The organism is Vibrio jasicida 090810c (assembly GCF_002887615.1).
Classification (GTDB): Bacteria; Pseudomonadota; Gammaproteobacteria; order Enterobacterales; family Vibrionaceae; genus Vibrio; species Vibrio jasicida.
Genome location: NZ_CP025793.1, coordinates 147,965 through 165,854 on the forward strand (window position 1 = coordinate 147,965; position 17,890 = coordinate 165,854).

Genomic DNA, 17,890 nt, shown 5'->3' on the forward strand with positions numbered 1-17,890 from the left:
ACTCCTTAATCTATTTCAAAAAAACGGATCGCTTTTCCTGTTGTAGGATGTAAGAAATGAAGGGTATTCAAATCAAAAGTATCTTTTATCCAGTGAGCGTTGAGCGTGTTTTCGACCGTATCGCACACCTGCATTTTGCCTCGATTAATGATCATCACTTGGTCGGCAAAGTATTCGGCAAGGTTTAAATCATGTAACACGGCAATCGTTGTAATCTGCTTATCCTTAACGATTTTGAGGAGCTCTATTCTCGCTTTAGGGTCTAAGTGATTCGTCGGCTCATCTAAAAGCAGCAACTTGGGCTCTTGCACCAACACTCGCGCTAAGTTGACGCGCTGAAACTCTCCACCAGAAAGCTGCCCAACTTTTTGCTCTCTTAACGTCTCCAGTCCAAGCTCAGCGATCACACGGGTAATGCATTCGTTGTCGTATTGGCGTGTGGAATAGTGAAAATGAGGAAATCGCCCCAGAGAAATATAATCAAGCACTCTCATTTGTGGGTCGACGGTATTATTCTGCCCCATAAATGCAATATATCTTGAACGCATTTTATGGTTATAACTCGAAAGTGGTTTTCCCAGAAAAATCAATTCACCAGAGAATATATTCACCGTTCCCATAATGGTGCGAATAAAGGTCGATTTTCCGCACCCATTAGGACCAACAACCGCTAAGAACTCTTTCTCTTTTAGACTAAAGCTAATATCCCTAACTAACTCCGTTTTAATGCCCAGTGACAATCCCTTAATGGTTAACACTTCTTTCACATTAATAAGCCTTGCTAGTTAATATTTAGCCATTATCAAATAAAAAAAACCTTAGTCAATAAAAACAGAAAATAAAAAATATGTTTTTAATTATGATTTAGAAATATATTCATTTTACTTAGAAATAGAGCCCTATCCTTTATTCATGTGAAACGAATAGCAAAGTTAATTGAAAAACTACTATATCAAATAGCTAAATTTTCAATCGTGATAATAGATATGAAGTATAGAAAAGTAATTGACTGTAAAACGATAACGCTCAGAGAGTTTTATGTGGAACATCATTACATAATATATCTCTCTGAAGCCAAAGGACTTGTGTCCATCAATGACAGTAAGATCGCCATTACCTCCCCAACTATCTTGATGATTCCTCAATACAGCCGAGTTTGGTGTGACTTACGCAGCGAGAGCCCGACACAGTGCATTGAGGTTCAAATACTGACTGTATCAAACCATACGATCGACTCTCTGATTGCTAAAGTTCCACAGCGGGCATTTGGTGCCAATAAGATCTCTTACACTATCAGTGACAACTTCGAGATAAAGGACAGATTCAAAATATTAAAAGAGGGGCATGACACCTTAAGTAACCACGTTTTAAAGACGTTACTGGTTGAGGAGACTCTGTTTTTTATATTCTTAACAATGAGTTACTATGAAATGGATATTGTTCGAATGTTCAAATCCGATCATTACCAATCAAAGCGAGAAGTCATCACTCGGATGATAAGCCAAGATCCGACTCATAAGTGGCAAATTGAGGAAGTCGCCAGCAAGCTGTTCATCTCCTCTTCCACGCTAAGAAGACACTTGAATAAAGAAGACGTCTCTTTCAGCCAATTGCTGTTAGACGTAAGAATGGGCATTGCACTCAATATGCTGACGTTCACTTCCTACAATGTCAGTGAGATCAGCCATCGTTGCGGCTTTGGTAGCTCGGCTTATTTCTGTGATGCATTCAAACGAAAGTACAATCTTACGCCCTCAAAGTTCAGACAATATTCTAGAGAAAACAACGGTTCATCACTGCTGACACTCAAGTACTAATCACTCCCTCATAGCCAAACAAACACAATCGAAGCTCATAATCCACAAAACCTAAAAAAGCCCAATATTGGCGTTAATATTGGGCTTTCTATTATGTTTATAAGAACTGAAGCTTAGCCTTCCACTTTCGCTGGCTCGCCTTTGAACTTGTTTAGCACGGCAGTATGCAGACCATTCTGATATGCCACCGCAACGAGTACAATCACCACACCGATTGACTGCAATAGCGTCACCGACTCACCGCTTGTAAATGGTGCAACAAGAACGGTAGTAATTGGGCTTAATAGCAATAGACCTGCAACAACGGTTGGGTCCAAGTTTACCGAACCAATTTGTACAAATACCCAAGCAACCGCATGACCAACAACACCTAAGATCACAATCCAGATCCAGTTGCTCATATTAATCGCATCACCCGCAATCGAACCATCAGCCGCTGATAGTGGCAGTTTGCCGTCGACAAGAACACCCGTGGTAATGTTGAAACCGTGCGTCGTCGCCATAACAATCGCAGCAGGGATAAGCTGAGCAAGGAATACCCACATCAGTGGCTGGAAGTAGCGACCTGCGTTCAGTGTGCCCGACTTACGGCTAGTGTAGAGGTATAGCGCGTAACAAATACCCGATTTAATACCCAGAATCGTACCCACTAGCGCAATTGGATAGCCCCACATGGTGCTTGGACCTTCGGATGGACCGCCTTCTAGAACACCACCCGCTAGAACAATACCGAACAACATAATCGGTACTAGGAACCAGAAGCTTTTCTCCGGCTTAAACTTATCAAACGTCATGGCAAGCAATGGCATGATGATGATCTGTAGGTTAAGCAAGATAGATGAGATGCCCGCACCAATAAAGAAGATCGCAAAGTTCCAAGAGGTCATATCAAGACCAAGGAAAATACCAGCGACGATAGCGAGTGCAAAACCTGATTTGTTAATTAAGCCTTTCTTTTTAATTTCAGAGACAGCAAAAGGAATTAAAACTAAGAAACCTACTAAACAACGTAAAAACGCGTTGGTTGCTGGTTCAAAGTTGGCCTCTTTTACCATGATGGCAGAAAATGCTAACGCAATAATACCAATCATAATAAACATATAAGCAAGTGGTTTGCTCATTTTATTTTCTGGTCCAGATGTGGACGCGGTTCTAACTTCAGACATAAATAGCCCCAGAATGTAAATAAAAGTAATATTGGATTTTTTAATTAACGCACATTGTTATTTAGCAAAATAAAAATATGCATTAATAAGCCATACCAGTACTCAATGACTGGTATGGCTTAATTAATACAGAGTTAAATAATTTTCGTAGGGAGACGCTAGGGTAAATATCGTTTTTATATTAAAAGAAGATTGATGCTATCTACGGTCAGGCAGCATGCCTTCTTTCAAAATAAAGCGAATAATATCTTCTAAACCAACACCGTCATGTAAGTTCGCGAAAATAAATGGACGATCGCCACGCATCTTCTTCGCATCACGGTCCATAATATCGAGAGACGCGTGTACATATTCAGCAATGTCGATTTTATTAATGATCAATAGATCTGACTTAGTGATACCCGGACCACCTTTACGTGGGATCTTGTCGCCTGCAGACACATCAATAACGTAAATCGTTAGGTCAGACAGCTCTGGGCTGAATGTCGCAGCCAAGTTATCACCACCAGATTCGATCATCACTAGCTCAAGGTCTGGATGACGCGATTGTAAGTCGTTCACCGCCGCTAGGTTCATCGAAGCGTCTTCACGGATCGCAGTATGTGGGCAGCCGCCTGTTTCTACGCCAAGAATACGATCCGATGGCAGCGCGTCATGCTTGAGCAAGAAGTCCGCATCTTCACGGGTGTAAATATCGTTCGTTACAACCGCGATGTTGTAATGATCTTTAAGTGCTTTACACAATTTACGTAGCAGCGCTGTTTTACCAGAACCAACAGGACCGCCTACACCAACACGTAAACACTGTGTCATATTAATTTTCCTTTTGTTCTTTAAAGCAAATTAGCTTCGAAATAGTCTTGAATATTGCGTTTCATGTTTTGCACTTCCTAGCGCTAAGCCAGGAAGCGTTGGACCTAGCTCCCAATCCTCTAAACAGAGGGCTGATTCGACCGCTTCAACAAGCTTAGGTTGCAGTCGAATACACAGACGCTGTGCTGCGGTATGCCCCAGCGGTAGTGCTTTACATGCCACCGCCAATTGGTTTTCTAACCATCCCCATGCAAAGCCAAGCAGGCTTTGTCGAACAGGAATATGGTTAAGCTGTGTAACCCAAGCAAACATGGTCACGTATCCAGGTTCTTGAAGCTGTTTTGCCCCTTCAGCATGCAGCTGAGGGTGCATTTCAAGATTGGTCAGTAAGTCTATTAATGCTTGACCAAGACGAATGTCTTCTTCGCATAACTCAGAGGTTTCGCGATTCGCTAACAACCAATCGTTCCAAAACGTCACTTCTTGGCAATCACGATTCGCCCACGAGTGATACAAGCGCGCTAGCACAGGTAATTCGCAACGCGATAAACCGTCATCAAGCACGCCTTCTAGCCACGCACCAAGCTCTTCTTCGTTTTTCACCCAACCAAGTTCAAAAGCGCTTTCTAACCCTTGTGACCAAGCAAACGCACCAATAGGAAGTGCTGGGCTAATAAATTGCATCAAACCAAGTAGTGCTAGATCACCGACTTCACGAACAGAAGTATTAGTGTTCATGCTGATGCCCGTGGTGGTGACCATGAGAGTGATCATGAGCTTGCTCACGACCAACATGTGCGTATGCACCCGATTCTGGGTCAAAAGGCGCTTGATGATGCGTCAATGTCGCACCAAGCAGCAGTGCCAGTTCTTCAAGCACATGGTCCGGCGTCATTCGTACCCAGCTACGTCCGTCTTCATCCTGACCAACCGCGATCAATGTGTGGCGATTGCCTAGGTGATAACAAAGGCGAGCGAGAGGAAGCGTACCATTGATGTAAGCCGTCGTGACAGGTTCGTTCGCAGCATGGATACGAATCACTTCACCCGTTTTCGCTTCTAGCAGGTCGCCATCACGTAATACTGGTCCACGATCGAGAAACAAACCGACATCATGTCCCTTTTCCGTCACTCCTTTAAGGCGTCCTCGGATACGCAGCTCATAAGGAAGAATAAGACTATCGAATACCTCACATTCCGTATTGGCATCTAATCGTTTTGTTAGTTCAAGCATTGCAAGCCCTTACTGTTAATTAGAACAAATGGTAGCGTTGAGCCAACGGAACTTCTGTTGCTGGTTCACACGTCAATAGAACGCCGTCTGCACTTACTTCATAAGTTTGTGGATCTACGGTCAGTTCAGGACACACGTCGTTGTGCTTCATGTCTTGTTTGGTCTTGTTACGAACGTCTTTACACGCAACAAGCGGGCTGTTCAGACCCAGTTTTTCTTCTAGACCTGTGTTCATCGCAGCTTGGCTAACAAACGTCATGCGCGTCGCTGATACTGCGCGACCTAATGAGCCAAACATGTTGCGGTAGTGAACTGGCTGAGGCGTTGAGATCGCCGCGTTTGGATCGCCCATCGCAGCGCCTGCGATCATGCCACCTTTCAAGATGATGGATGGCTTAACGCCGAAGAATGCTGGTTTCCAAAGCACCAAGTCAGCGAATTTACCTACTTCAATCGAGCCCACTTCGTGTGCGATACCGTGAGTGATGGCTGGGTTAATGGTGTATTTCGCGATGTAGCGCTTCGCACGGAAGTTATCTGCGCCAAGATCTTGGTCTTCAGGAAGTAGACCGCGCTGGACTCGCATCTTGTTTGCTGTCTGCCAAGTACGACATACCACTTCACCCACACGTCCCATTGCTTGTGAATCTGATGACATCATCGAGATCACGCCCATATCGTGAAGAATGTCTTCTGCGGCAATACTTTCGCGACGAATACGAGAGTCTGCAAACGCAACGTCTTCAGGGATGTTTGGATCTAGGTGGTGGCACTCCATCAACATATCCAAGTGCTCATCAACGGTATTAATGGTGTACGGACGCGTTGGGTTTGTTGAAGACGGCAGTACATTTGGTAGTGCACAAGCGGCAATGATGTCTGGAGCGTGACCACCACCCGCACCTTCCGTGTGGTAGGTATGGATACAACGATCTTTAAATGCAGCTAGCGTATCTTGCAGGAAGCCAGATTCGTTCAAGCTATCTGAGTGAAGCGCAACCTGAACGTCGTAGCGATCTGCAACATTCAAGGCGTTGTGAATACATGCAGCAGTCGCACCAAAGTCTTCGTGGATCTTCAGACTCATTGCGCCCGCTTTAACTTGTTGCTCAAGCGCTTCAGGCGTACTTGCACTGCCTTTGCCCAATAGACCAATGTTCATTGGTAGATCATCGACCGCTTGCATCATCTTGCCAATGTGCCAAGGACCCGATGTGCTGGTTGTCGCTAGGCTGCCTGTTGCAGGACCCGTACCGCCACCAATCATGGTCGTTACACCGCTCATCAGCGCTTCATCAATCTGTTGCGGACAGATAAAGTGGATGTGTGTATCGATACCACCTGCGGTTAGGATTTGGTTCTCACCTGCGATGATTTCAGTACCCGGACCAATGATGATATCAACATTAGGTTGTACATCTGGGTTACCCGCTTTACCGATTGCCGCGATACGACCTTGCTTAAGACCAACGTCAGCTTTAACGATGCCCCAGTAATCCATGATGATAACGTTAGTAATAACCGTATCCATCACTGCGTCATCACAACGCTGGCTCTGACCCATACCGTCGCGAATAACTTTACCGCCACCAAATACGACTTCTTCACCGTAGTGCGTGTGGTCTTTTTCAATCTCAATCCATAGCTCTGTATCACCCAGACGGACTTTGTCGCCCGTTGTAGGACCGTACATGTCTACATACGCTTGTCTAGAAATCTTCATTACTGTTACCTTTACTTAGAATTGTTATCTAGTGAGCCCATCACGTCGCCACGGAAACCGTAGACTTGACGTAAGCCAGCGAACGGAATCAGCTCCACTTCGCGGGTTTGACCTGGTTCGAATCGGATTGACATGCCAGCGGCGATCGCTAGGCGGTGACCGTAAGCAAGCTCTCGGTCAAAAGACAAAGCACGATTCGCTTCAGCAAAGTGGTAGTGCGAGCCAACCTGAACAGGGCGGTCACCCGTATTAGAAACTTTCACTGGAATCGTTGTGCGGTCAGTACACAGCTCAATGTCATCTGCTTTTAGTTGGTATTCACCTGCAAACATGGCGGTCTCCTTAAATAATCGGGTTGTGCACAGTCACTAGCTTTGTGCCGTCAGGGAAAGTTGCTTCTACTTGTACTGTTTCAATCATTTCAGCAATGCCAGGCTGAACATCAGCACGAGTTAAGATTTCACGACCTGCACTCATCATTTCTGCAACGGTGCGCCCTTCACGTGCACCTTCCATGATTGCGCAGCTGATCAGCGCAACAGATTCTGGGTAATTCAGCTTGATGCCTTTTTCTTTGCGTCTTTCAGCAAGCAGACCTGCAGTGAACAAAAGTAATTTGTCTTTATCTCTAGGTGTTAATTCCATCGTTTACTCCGTTTCATGATTATCAATATAAAATCGCGTTATTAGATGTTTAATAAGGCGTTATAATTCGAGTTTGATTAAGTCAGCCAGATTCTTGGTATCACCGGTTCCATGCCAATGAGCATCGGACGCAATACTTCTCTCGCTTGTTGGAATAAGTCCCAAACTTCGTTTCTTTCGGTACCGAGATAGCGGATGACCAACACGCCACGACGCTCACTCACCGCCCAACGGTCGGACGCTGGCATATGCTCTCGAAGTACTAAAATGGCTTGTTTTGGATCGTCCAGGCCCACCGCCCACATATTGGCGTGAACCGTTGAACCACCTTGCCCCCACTTACCAGTAAAACGCGGATGAGCCGGGTCGACCGTTTGTCTTTCAAGCCACAGCGGTTTGCCATTTTGGTAGAGGTTAAATTGTTGAGTGATGCATCCACTGTTGAATGGCAACTCACTGGCAGGTCGCCCTAGAACGGTAATTTCCCAGCCAAGACACTTGGCATTTGTACCCAAGTTGATCGTGCAAGTTTGGTCACCAATAGAACCATCAAAAGCAATCGACTCTTGAGGAAGCCACTCTAAAATGGCGTTATCCTCAACAACCAAGTTGGTGTGTTGTTTCCACGGCACCAAGTTGCGGTCGGCTTTGTACAGCTTGTTTGCGGCAGGGGTTGTCACTAAAGCGTGAGCGTCACTTTGTACACCAATGTTGAAGTTCAGCTCGTCGCCACTCACCAAGCCACCAGGCGGGTGCAGAATGTAGACATGGCAACAGCCATCTTTGCCCTCAGGATAGAAAGGTCTTTGGACAATCAAGGGACCAAAGTGTCGTAGGGTATTTAATCGCGTGACACTGGAATTACCTTCAGCATGAGCACCAAATTTTAATGTCAAAGACGCTAACCACTGACGATTGAGACCAAAACCTTGTTCAACACGAGGTGTATTGGTTTTGTCAGTCGTTGCCGTTTGGAAATCTGTCATATGAACATACCTTTCTACCTACCTTTAAATAAAAAATTAGGATTAAAATGCTTATTACCGTTTCATTGGTAACGAGTGAAATAGGTCAAACTTCAACGAATAATGCTGAATAGAAATAAAATTCACGAGTAATAGATAATGCCTAGTTAAAAGAGACATTTAATAATTCTCTTCTTTAATTTCACCCATAGCGTCACTATTAATAAACTTACACAATCACATGGATTTCTATATCGATGCTGTAACGAATGGACACAATATACAGGAATCAAGCGGAGTCTAAATTAGACATTTTGCCCAAAAGATTACAATATAAATGTCAGCATCAATTCATTATTAATGGAATGTTTAAAACTATTTCTGAGTTACTAAATAAAAAATATAAACAGTGAATTTACTCACAATTTCTATCATTGCTAAACGATGAGATAAGAGTGAACTACCGGAAACCGATAAACTTAAACAATGGATTTTCTGAAGCGGCTTCTGAACTGCTGAGGTGTGGTAAGTTTATTTTTTTTAAACACAGTGCAGAAATAGGCGGAGCTCTTAAATCCACTCAGGTTGCTTATCTTCAATATGCTGAAGTTACTAAACTTCAGATACCGAATCGCGACATTGAGCCTCACCTCGTTGAGGATGCAAGAGAAAGACTTCTGCTCTGCTGATAATCCTCTCCTCAAGGTAGAAATGCTGGTCGCCATAGACAAAGCCGCCGCCTCAAGCGTCCAATGCTTCCTCGGTTCACGCATAAGCAGATTGGACAATCTCTCAGAAACCGACAGATCAGTTTTCATGTTTAAGACGATATTGATGTCTTTGTTTTCCAGATGTAGGTGAATCAGAAGGTCAACCACACTCTGTCTAAGCAGCGCTTTGTTCAACCGCCCCATACAACGGTGCCCATCAACGACCCGATTCATTAAAAAGACATCACAAAAATCTTTGTTATGAGCTTTTAAGAAATTTCCGCCATCACTCGAACGACACAATTTTCGATTTCTCTTATCAAAGATAAACTTGTTTAACTCGTAAAGGTCTCGCTTAATAAAGCCAATATCAAAATCATTTAAGCTAATGAAGTCTAATTCAGACTGCTCAGTTAACTTTGATATATTAACGTGAACAAACGAGTTTTTTGGAATGATAATTAAGCTATTGTTAAACTCCTGAATGGGAGAACCATTAATAGTAATGTCTCCTTGATAACCTGAGACTCTGACAAATATGGTCTTTTTAGTTCTGTAATTGTGTAGCCTAAAATTGCTGGCATTAATATTATGAAAAAACATTGCTATCAAATAATTAACATCTATATACTGTCAAGCATACTAGCAAGATAGTCGATTCTTTGTGCGACATGTATAGATAATCAATCCATAAATGAAGTTATATGACTTCAAATCTAAATCACTCCCCTACCCTTATAGAAAACTGGTCGCAGTGCCATCGTGAAGATGGCGTGATTTGATAGGAAAAGATGACCGCTCCGCTAAAAGCACGAAACTCAACTAGCATAGCAAGTACTTCTTGGTGTTAGCCTCAGTTAGGCTTTTGACCACCCCTTCTTCTTCAAGCAGAGTGAGCGCTTTTTCAATAGGCAGTCTTAACAACCCTAGCTTTATCATTAACGTATCGACCGATACCGAAGTGTCGCCGATGGATGACAAGCACTGAACAATGCAATTTCTGGTCTTACGCTTTGACTCGTAGTTGCTGATAAATCGCCTTTTGACGGCAACCTCCTCTTGCTTGCTCTTACATTGATTACCCAAATCCATACGAAACCAATTTAAGTCTTCCAATAACACGTTATATGGGTCGCCCAAGTTATCAATGACAACGAACTGATCATCCGTTGAGTTGATCACGGTGTAATCCACACCTTCCGATATTCTTGTCTCGCTCGGTGTTTTAATACTCGAGTAAAAGCGAATGGTGTCACCAAGCAAGCTATCACTCTCTTTCTCCAACTTTCCCGCAGCGACAGCCAAGCCAGCATCAATCAACTTATAGAACTCACGCACGATTTTGTGTTTTGGCTGATAGGCACAGTCCAAGTTCAGCTCGCAGGTTGCACAGTGATAATGACATTTACATTGGACGTAGGATTGGTTGGAACCATCATAGACCCAGTTATTGCGATAATTAATGTAATACATACTGCCCAGAGCCGTGTGGATCACATTCACCTTGTTATTTTTTACCAACCGACTCATGGTGGTAACGAGCATCTCTTGGTCATAAACACCCTTGATATAGAGGTTTTGAGAAAGCTCTTTTAGGCTCACCTTCTGCTCAGAGTTAAATAAATAACCAATAACTTGGTTCTCTAAAGCATCAAAGGCATCGTTTTCTTTTTCCTCGAATTCTTTTTTGAACTTTCGGACTAAGATTTTCAGTTTATCTTTAGCAAGACGTATCACTTGAGCCTTGGAGATATCATGTGTTGGTTCTAACAAGGAATAGAGCTCAAACCCCGCGCCTTCAAACTGTAGGGTGCGACATAAGCCTTGCCTTAACGTTCTAATTTCTTTCTTTTTTCTCCCATCCACAGCATGAATACGCAAGATAAAGTGATGAATCTCTTTCGCAAAAAATACCAATTTCATAATCATAATTTAAAAATAAAGACCTGAAGAGCTCACTAGCATTTCAAGTGAGTGTTAGAAAAATCGGCGAGGTTAAATACGCCAGAAACAAGGAGACAAAACGACCACAATGGTTAGGATCTCCAAGCGTCCCATCAGCATTCCGAGGCTCAAAATCCACTTTGCTGCATCTGGTAGTGTCGAGAAATTGCCAGTAGGACCAATAATGGAACCAAGACCAGGACCGACATTCGCCACCGAAGTAATGGCACCGGACAAGCTAGTGACAGGGTCTAAGCCTATGATTGCCAATAACATTGCGATAAAAATAATGGTTAATGCATAAACAAAAGCGAATGCCGTTACACCTTGCACAATACTGTCTGACAAACGCGCTTTGTTGTAACGCAAGGTAAAGACGCCAGAAGGGTGTACCAGTTGGAAAACCTGCTTTTTAAGGAGTGAAGTCGCTATCTGAATTCGGAAGATTTTGAAGCCCCCTGACGTTGAGCCAGAGCACGCACCCATCAACAGAACGAAGCAAAACAAAATGGTTGGTAAACTCCCCCAACTGGAGAAATCGTCTAATGCAAAACCCGTGGTGGTCATCACCGTAACGATATTAAAGGTCGCAATACGAATCGCGTCGATAAACGGGTAATCGAGCTTCAATGCCAACCAGCAAGCAACAACCAAACTCAACGCAACCACCAACTTAAAATAGGCTCTGATTTGCGCGTCTTTCACTAAACACGACAGACTCTTTTGGTTGATTGCTGCCACAAACTGAATGAATGGCATGCCACCCGCAAACATAAAGATGATCGCCACCCAATGAGCCATTGGCGAGAAGCCGTTCATGGAGGCATCGGTCGTTGAATACCCTCCGGTAGATACAGTGGTCAGTGCGTGGTTTATCGCATCAAATACAGTCATGCCAGATAGCAAGTAGCTCATCACACAAAGAAAAGTCAGCAGCAGATAAACAGACAGGATACTCTTGGCAACACTCTTCATTCGAGGTGCACTTTTTGTTGACCAATCAGAGGATTCGGTTTGGAAGAGTCGCATCCCACCAACATTGATCATGGGTAGAATAGCGATAGCCATCACGATGAACCCTACGCCACCAAACCACTGGAGCAGCGAACGCCAAAGCAATATGCTGGGTGCCATGTTATCAAGACCAGCAAGAACCGTAGACCCAGTCGTGGTGATACCAGACATGGTTTCAAAATAAGCGTTGGTGAAGCTGATTTCATTGATGAATACAAAGGGAAGTGAAGCAAACGCGCTGCCTAGAACCCAGACTAGCGTGGTGACCAAAAATGCATCTTTTACCTTGAGAGCGATTGATGTTTTCCCGCCAATCGCCACGCACACTAACCCACCGATATGGGTAATGATTGCTGATAAACCAAAATCTAACGCCCCTTGAGTCCCTGTCACTACAGCCATCAAAAATGGGATATACATAAACAATGCGAGTTTAGATAACAGGAATCCCAAAACGAGAAACACTGGTTTATAGCTAATCATTAAAAATCAGTTCATTTATTCTTACCAACAACTTTATTATTTATTCAATTTTCCCAATTAAATTCAATTGATATATAAGGTTAAATCAATGACCGATATAATATGAGCAAAAATATAAATAATGCTATTTATTAGGGAGAAACATCAAAACACAATAGGCAGATCGCGCAATGACTTATTCTTATCGTTTCGTTACATTGAGATAAACAACTGACTAAAAACAATCTGACTTAATATTTATAACTTTATGTTTCTTCCTAAAAAGATCCCTCTATTGCCTAGTTATTCGATGTCGAGTAACTGCTACATAAACACAGACTTTTCATCCCCCTTGAACAATTGCAGTGAAAAGATTCAAATTACATCATGTTTAACAACGGTTTATGTCAGGTTATACAAAACCACCACTGATTTATATCTCTCGAAGTTTTGTTTGCCATTAAGCTCCATCATGAGCAATGGACTCATCAATTCACTCGACATTCTGCTCAAGAAAAATGACGATACTCTATCTTCCATGGATAAAGATTTACTAACCCATGCCATCTACTTTTTTAGGTCTCAGTTCTCAAACTCACGTTGAGCTACCATATAACCATCGCCATTAGGCATTGTTTTCTTTGGAGTTTTTCCTGAACTCCTGAGGCGTCACACCATACTTCTTCTTAAAGATCGTACAAAAATACGCCGAGCTATTGAAGCCACTGAGTTCACTGATTTTTAAAACGTTGTATGAAGTGAACGTTAAGTAGTTGATGGAGATACCTAACCTTACATCATTGAGAATGTGCGAGAAGGCTCCCCCTTCCTTCGAGAGGTTTCTCCGTAACGTAGAAGGGCTGGTAAACATACAACTCGCCGCCAAGTCTAACGTCCACTTCTTCGTTGGTTCAGACATAAACAGCTTGGCTAAACGAGAAGACAGCGATATGTGATAATCACTGTTAAACAATATGCTGACATCCACACCTTTTTTATACAGCAGTAATACCAAGTGAAAGATACTCTGCTTCAATGCGATATTTTTAATGCTTTTCAGCTTTTGGCAATTATTAAGTTGTCTATTTGAGTAAAAAATTTCGCACAGCTCTTTACTCTTATACAGAATAAATGACTCATTCTTGTTTTTGTTTAAGATGAGATCATTAAGCTTTTCGAGCTTCACCTTCATCTTTTTGATGTCAGTCTTGTTGAGAGTCACGACCTCAAATGAGCTTTCATCCCCCTGCCTAAGCAGATCGCACTCCACCATCGCCCCTTCTGGGATAACCAGTAAGCTATTGTTAAACAATGACACTTCGTTTCCGTTGATGGCGATGAACCCTTGGTAATTGGAGATCCGAACGAGTAAGCTCCTTTTCGAACGGTAGGGCTTCAGTGTGACTTTCTTTGATTGAACTTGATGGAAAAACATATGCGAATAACCCGATGCTTTTTTCTGAGAGTATCACTCCTCCCACTGAAAACATCATGAGCCATAATCAATGAGATATTTTCAAAATAATATGATGGTATTTCTACATTTCGTATTTATTGGTGTATTTTCTGGTAAAAAAACGCAGTTAACATGATAAGCGGCTGTTTATTATAGAAAACAGACAGAAAATCCTGCCCTTGTTATTTAATACCACATAATAACAACCATTTAATTATTCGCTCATTCGATATAACACAGCTAGGTTGTTACACTATCCGGGTTTCTGTTTGTATTTTTTAAATCACCTGAGATATACCACTATTTTCGAAGGAATTAAGGAGCGAATTATTCGATTTTTTACTTTCGGTCTTTGGGGAACGAAAGAAGAGCGACACCTTTCAAGAAAGATCAATCATTCTTACACATCATTAAAAGTCGTTGGCAGAGGGACCGTGTTTATATCTGCTAAAGAGGTTCATCAAGACCTAATGACGAACAATATTTATGAAAGAGCTCGGTTACTCGTTGAGGAGAAATAGTTGTTTTTGTTGCTAATCTTACCAATCTTGGTAAGTGGTTTTTTGGTTTGTCATATCCATCCGTTCTATCGATACAAGGTGCACCGTTATGAAGGACAGTACCTGTACTTAAAAAGCGCAAACCTAGGCATGATGTGTTTGTTTATCGCCTTAGGCTTAGTCTTGATCATTAATCGCTACGCGTATTTTTTCACAGCCATCACACATGTCGCTCCGATAAAATGGTTGCCTGACGCATTATTTGCACAGACGCCTTATGAGTTCACATCGAACCTACTCTATGAACTGGATGCCTTTACCAATCAAGAGGTAATCAATCTCACCTGGGTAACCATGATTACGTTTTCGATGTTGCTTGTGCCTGTGTTCTGGTCTCTACTCGCCTACATCAAATATTGCGTTCGCTACATGATGTTAAGCCCAAAAGAACGGCTTAATGCGAGAGTCTTTTCCGACAGCTCACTGGATGACTTTCTCTTTAAGTCTGCGTTAGAAAAAGGGGACAAAATGGTCATGCTGACACTGTCGGATAGAAGGTTATATGTGGGGAAAGTACTCAGCTTAGGCGAGCCCAACGAAGCGGAAGGACTCAACCAAGAGATATCGATAAAGCCGGTAATGAGTGGGTATCGAGACAAGGGTACGCTAGAAGTCCATTTTACTAAGCACTACGCCAACACTGATGCCAATGCCGTCACCATCATAAAGCAAGATCTGATCTCCTCAGCTTGCGCTTTTAGCTTTGCAACCTATGAGAAATTGCATCGAAAAGGCTAAAACTTGTGAAAGCGTATCACCACACCTTTGGTTGATACGCTTATCATGCATCTACGCCAGCTTTACGTTTAAAAGAAATTGCTCTAGTGAACCGATTCCCGCCAGCTCAAAAATCTGATTAAGCACGTTCTGATGGTAATTGTGCATATCAAGGATTTCCTCAATCACCTCTCGATCCAAACTCCCCAGAAAAATGCCCGCTAATATCGTGTCAAACTAGCGGAAAGTACACCGAGCGACAACGTTTTTTACGTTAAGTTCATTTGCCCTAATCGTAATGTCTAGCAGCAGTTGGTACTTATAAAAATACAGCTCACTGCCATATTCCTCCGTAATAGGGAACGCCTCCGCTTCCTCGCCAAATATCAACAAGCGATCTTCTACCATTTCTTGATGCTTGGTTTGCACATTGCGTTTGAAATTACTGACTTCCACACCCAACCATGAACCGACCAGCAAGATGTAGCTGTCCATACCTTGGAGGCTCTCAAGTGCTTTCTGCTGCTTTTCACAGATGGCCTTTCTCACCGCTGGCACTTTAGCCTTCGGGCATAAACCACGCCAAGCAAGGTCCAATAAAGTCACAAGCTCATTGGGATCTTCCTGATCCGAGTAATAAAAAGTAGAACGGTTGATGAAGCGATCTGCCAAACGTTGATGTTTATCCCTGTAGAGGTGAATCAGACAAGCATCCGTCGTTTTACAATAAGCTTCACAAGGTATAGAAACATAGTGTGATTGGACACGGTTGACTTGGTAATGCGTGTTCTCGCACGAGTGTCCCAAAATACGTTTTAAGAGGCCCATAAATCTCCTAAAGACCTACAAGAGGTTGATATCCTTAACAAACAAACTTAATGGTGACTCTGCACCCTAGCACGTTCGTTTTTTATTTGGGTCTCATACCGGAAGTTGACGGTTTTTCACTGTAACTTGCTTGAGAATCTAAAGGAGAGAAGCCTTGCGCCACAACTCATTCAAGAGAAGAAGTACGTCAGATCAAAAAAGCCAGTCTCTCGGGACTGGCTTTGTTTTGTGGAGCACGGCTGGTTACTTAATAAATGAAATACAGCCTTGCAGAATCACTAGGTTAACGATGTCGATAAAGAATGCGCCAACGATAGGCACCACCATAAAGGCTTGTGGTGATGGACCGAAGCGATTAACGATGGAGCCCATGTTCATGACTGCGGTTGGGGTTGCGCCCAGACCAAAGCCACAGTGACCACTTGCGATGACTGCTGCATCGTAGTTGCTGCCCATCACACGGAACGTTACGTAGTAAGCGAAGACCGCCAGAATCACCGATTGCACTGCCAAAATGATGAGGAACGGGATTGCCAAATCAAAGATGTTCCACAGTTTTAGGCTCATTAGCGCCATCGCTAGGAACAAAGACAGCGAAACCGTACCAAGAATATCAACCGTCTCGACATCTACTTTGCGAAGTTTGGTCACTTCCATGATGTTGGTGATCACCACACCAATAAACAGCGCGTAAACAAAGTCCGGAATCATCAACCATTTGATGCCAAAGCTGCTCACCCAACCTTCTAAGTAGCCAGCACCAGTGACACACAGCAGGATGATCGACAAGCTCTCGACCACTTTCTTCGCCGTCACGCGGTCTTCTTCGTGCTCGTTATAAGTCACCAATTCAGGGAAACGCTCGTGAGTCTGGTTGGTGCGCCCGTATTCAGATTCAAGGTTGTGCTTATCAATTAAGCGCTGCGCTACTGGGCTGCCGATGATGCCACCAATCACCAAACCAAAGGTAGCGGATGCCATTGCCACTTCTAAAACGTTGTGCAAGCCGTACATGTCTTGGAAGGTTTGCGACCATGCTGCGCCCGTACCGTGACCGCCCGATAGTGTTATAGAACCGGCAATCAAGCCCATTAGCGGGTCTAAGCCGAGCGCGGTTGCCAAAGAGACACCGACCGCGTTTTGGATAAGAATGTACACCGATGCCACGGCTAAGAAGATAAACACCTTAGCGCCGCCTTTGATCAACTGGGTGTAGTTCGCCGCTAAGCCAACGGTGGCGAAAAACATCAACATGAAAGTGTTTTGCAGCGGTAAATCGAAAACTAAATCCACGCCATTGAAGTGCATCGCGGTGATCGCACATGCGACAATCAAACCACCCACGATTGGCTCGGGAATATTGAATTTCTTTAAGATCGGTAATTTAGCGTTAACGAATTGTCCCAAGAACAACACACAAATAGCGACGAGAAACGACTCTTGTGGACCGACAGAAATGACCTGATTCATAAAACCTCTTTGCCTCCTTTTTTCTCATCCTTTGAGTAACAACTCGCCGGCTGAGCGGTATTTAGGCAGGTCAGAGTGCCTACTGAACGTGTGGTTTTCTAGGGTCCAAACCCACTAAATTCTCATTAAATAAGAAAGCAACAACTCGAATATTCCCCCAATTCTCACTCAGTGAAAAAACACACTTTTTCACCAAGTTTTGTAGCGCAATTTTCTCGTTTTTTTGGCACTTCTCAACTTATGAGAAGTGAACAATTTTTTACCGGTTTTTGAAGGCAAAAACGTATGCGATTGCGTGCAAATTTTGCGTGAAACTCTGGTGTAAACTTTGTCGAATTTTCATCAACAAAAGTGATTGAGAAAACA

General features: G+C 43.2%; 17 protein-coding genes. 2 read left to right on the top strand and 15 right to left on the bottom strand.

From position 1 onward, the window contains the following. Positions 1-5: 5 nt before the first annotated feature. A complete protein-coding gene (locus C1S73_RS18265; protein ID WP_038869828.1) occupies positions 6-767 on the bottom strand; it encodes an ABC transporter ATP-binding protein in 762 nt (253 codons plus the stop codon). Positions 768-1,040: 273 nt separating this feature from the next. Here C1S73_RS18265 and C1S73_RS18270 point away from each other — a divergent pair, with 273 nt between their 5' ends. Beyond that, complete coding sequence (locus C1S73_RS18270; protein WP_227740549.1) at positions 1,041-1,817, top strand: helix-turn-helix transcriptional regulator; 777 nt, start codon at positions 1,041-1,043, stop codon at positions 1,815-1,817. Positions 1,818-1,930: 113 nt separating this feature from the next. Here the strand turns inward: C1S73_RS18270 and C1S73_RS18275 are convergent, their stop codons facing one another. The 12 genes from C1S73_RS18275 to C1S73_RS18330 all read right to left on the bottom strand — a co-directional run bounded on the left by C1S73_RS18275 (position 1,931) and on the right by C1S73_RS18330 (position 13,811). Further along, positions 1,931-2,983: a DMT family transporter gene (locus C1S73_RS18275; RefSeq protein WP_038869830.1), complete on the bottom strand. Its 1,053-nt coding sequence runs from the start codon at positions 2,981-2,983 to the stop codon at positions 1,931-1,933. A 198-nt stretch (positions 2,984-3,181) separates the two neighbouring features. Next, positions 3,182-3,796 carry an urease accessory protein UreG gene (gene ureG / locus C1S73_RS18280; protein WP_038869832.1) on the bottom strand — a complete coding sequence of 205 codons (615 nt, stop codon included), beginning with the start codon at positions 3,794-3,796 and terminating at the stop codon, positions 3,182-3,184. A gap of 30 nt (positions 3,797-3,826) precedes the next feature. Beyond that, positions 3,827-4,534: an urease accessory protein UreF gene (locus tag C1S73_RS18285; RefSeq protein WP_038869834.1), complete on the bottom strand. Its 708-nt coding sequence runs from the start codon at positions 4,532-4,534 to the stop codon at positions 3,827-3,829. Further along, positions 4,524-5,030 (bottom strand): urease accessory protein UreE, encoded by a 507-nt coding sequence (gene ureE, locus C1S73_RS18290; RefSeq protein WP_038869836.1) that lies wholly within the window; start codon positions 5,028-5,030, stop codon positions 4,524-4,526. The genes C1S73_RS18285 and ureE overlap by 11 nt, the downstream gene beginning before the upstream one ends. A 19-nt stretch (positions 5,031-5,049) precedes the next feature. Continuing rightward, complete coding sequence (gene ureC, locus C1S73_RS18295) at positions 5,050-6,753, bottom strand: urease subunit alpha (protein ID WP_038869838.1); 1,704 nt, start codon at positions 6,751-6,753, stop codon at positions 5,050-5,052. Between the two features lie 11 nt (positions 6,754-6,764). After that, a complete protein-coding gene (locus tag C1S73_RS18300) occupies positions 6,765-7,085 on the bottom strand; it encodes an urease subunit beta (RefSeq protein ID WP_009696560.1) in 321 nt (106 codons plus the stop codon). A gap of 10 nt (positions 7,086-7,095) precedes the next feature. Next, a complete protein-coding gene (ureA, locus tag C1S73_RS18305) occupies positions 7,096-7,398 on the bottom strand; it encodes an urease subunit gamma (protein WP_009696559.1) in 303 nt (100 codons plus the stop codon). Positions 7,399-7,475: 77 nt separating this feature from the next. Next, the gene (locus C1S73_RS18310; RefSeq protein ID WP_038869840.1) at positions 7,476-8,384 is read right to left on the bottom strand and encodes an urease accessory protein UreD; all 909 of its coding nucleotides are present in this window, start codon (positions 8,382-8,384) and stop codon (positions 7,476-7,478) included. Between the two features lie 458 nt (positions 8,385-8,842). Then, on the bottom strand, positions 8,843-9,676 hold the full coding sequence (locus C1S73_RS18315) for a helix-turn-helix transcriptional regulator (RefSeq protein WP_038869842.1): 834 nt from the start codon (positions 9,674-9,676) through the stop codon (positions 8,843-8,845). 219 nt (positions 9,677-9,895) lie between these two features. After that, positions 9,896-10,996, bottom strand: coding sequence for a hypothetical protein (locus C1S73_RS18320; RefSeq protein ID WP_227740551.1), 1,101 nt, complete (start codon positions 10,994-10,996; stop codon positions 9,896-9,898). A 72-nt stretch (positions 10,997-11,068) separates the two neighbouring features. Beyond that, positions 11,069-12,514, bottom strand: a complete 1,446-nt coding sequence (locus C1S73_RS18325) for a TrkH family potassium uptake protein (RefSeq protein ID WP_038869846.1) — start codon at positions 12,512-12,514, stop codon at positions 11,069-11,071. Positions 12,515-13,118: 604 nt separating this feature from the next. Beyond that, positions 13,119-13,811, bottom strand: coding sequence for a helix-turn-helix domain-containing protein (locus C1S73_RS18330; RefSeq protein WP_227740552.1), 693 nt, complete (start codon positions 13,809-13,811; stop codon positions 13,119-13,121). 659 nt (positions 13,812-14,470) lie between these two features. On the opposite strand from C1S73_RS18330, the gene C1S73_RS18340 reads away from it, so the two are divergent. Continuing rightward, positions 14,471-15,247 carry a hypothetical protein gene (locus tag C1S73_RS18340; protein ID WP_038869849.1) on the top strand — a complete coding sequence of 259 codons (777 nt, stop codon included), beginning with the start codon at positions 14,471-14,473 and terminating at the stop codon, positions 15,245-15,247. Positions 15,248-15,463: 216 nt separating this feature from the next. On the opposite strand, the gene C1S73_RS18345 is transcribed toward C1S73_RS18340, so the two are convergent. Further along, entirely contained in the window at positions 15,464-16,054 is a 591-nt protein-coding gene (locus C1S73_RS18345; protein WP_227740553.1) for a hypothetical protein, read from the bottom strand. Positions 16,055-16,297: 243 nt separating this feature from the next. Then, positions 16,298-17,524 carry a sodium/glutamate symporter gene (gltS, locus tag C1S73_RS18350; RefSeq protein ID WP_038869851.1) on the bottom strand — a complete coding sequence of 409 codons (1,227 nt, stop codon included), beginning with the start codon at positions 17,522-17,524 and terminating at the stop codon, positions 16,298-16,300. Between the last annotated feature and the right edge of the window lie 366 nt (positions 17,525-17,890).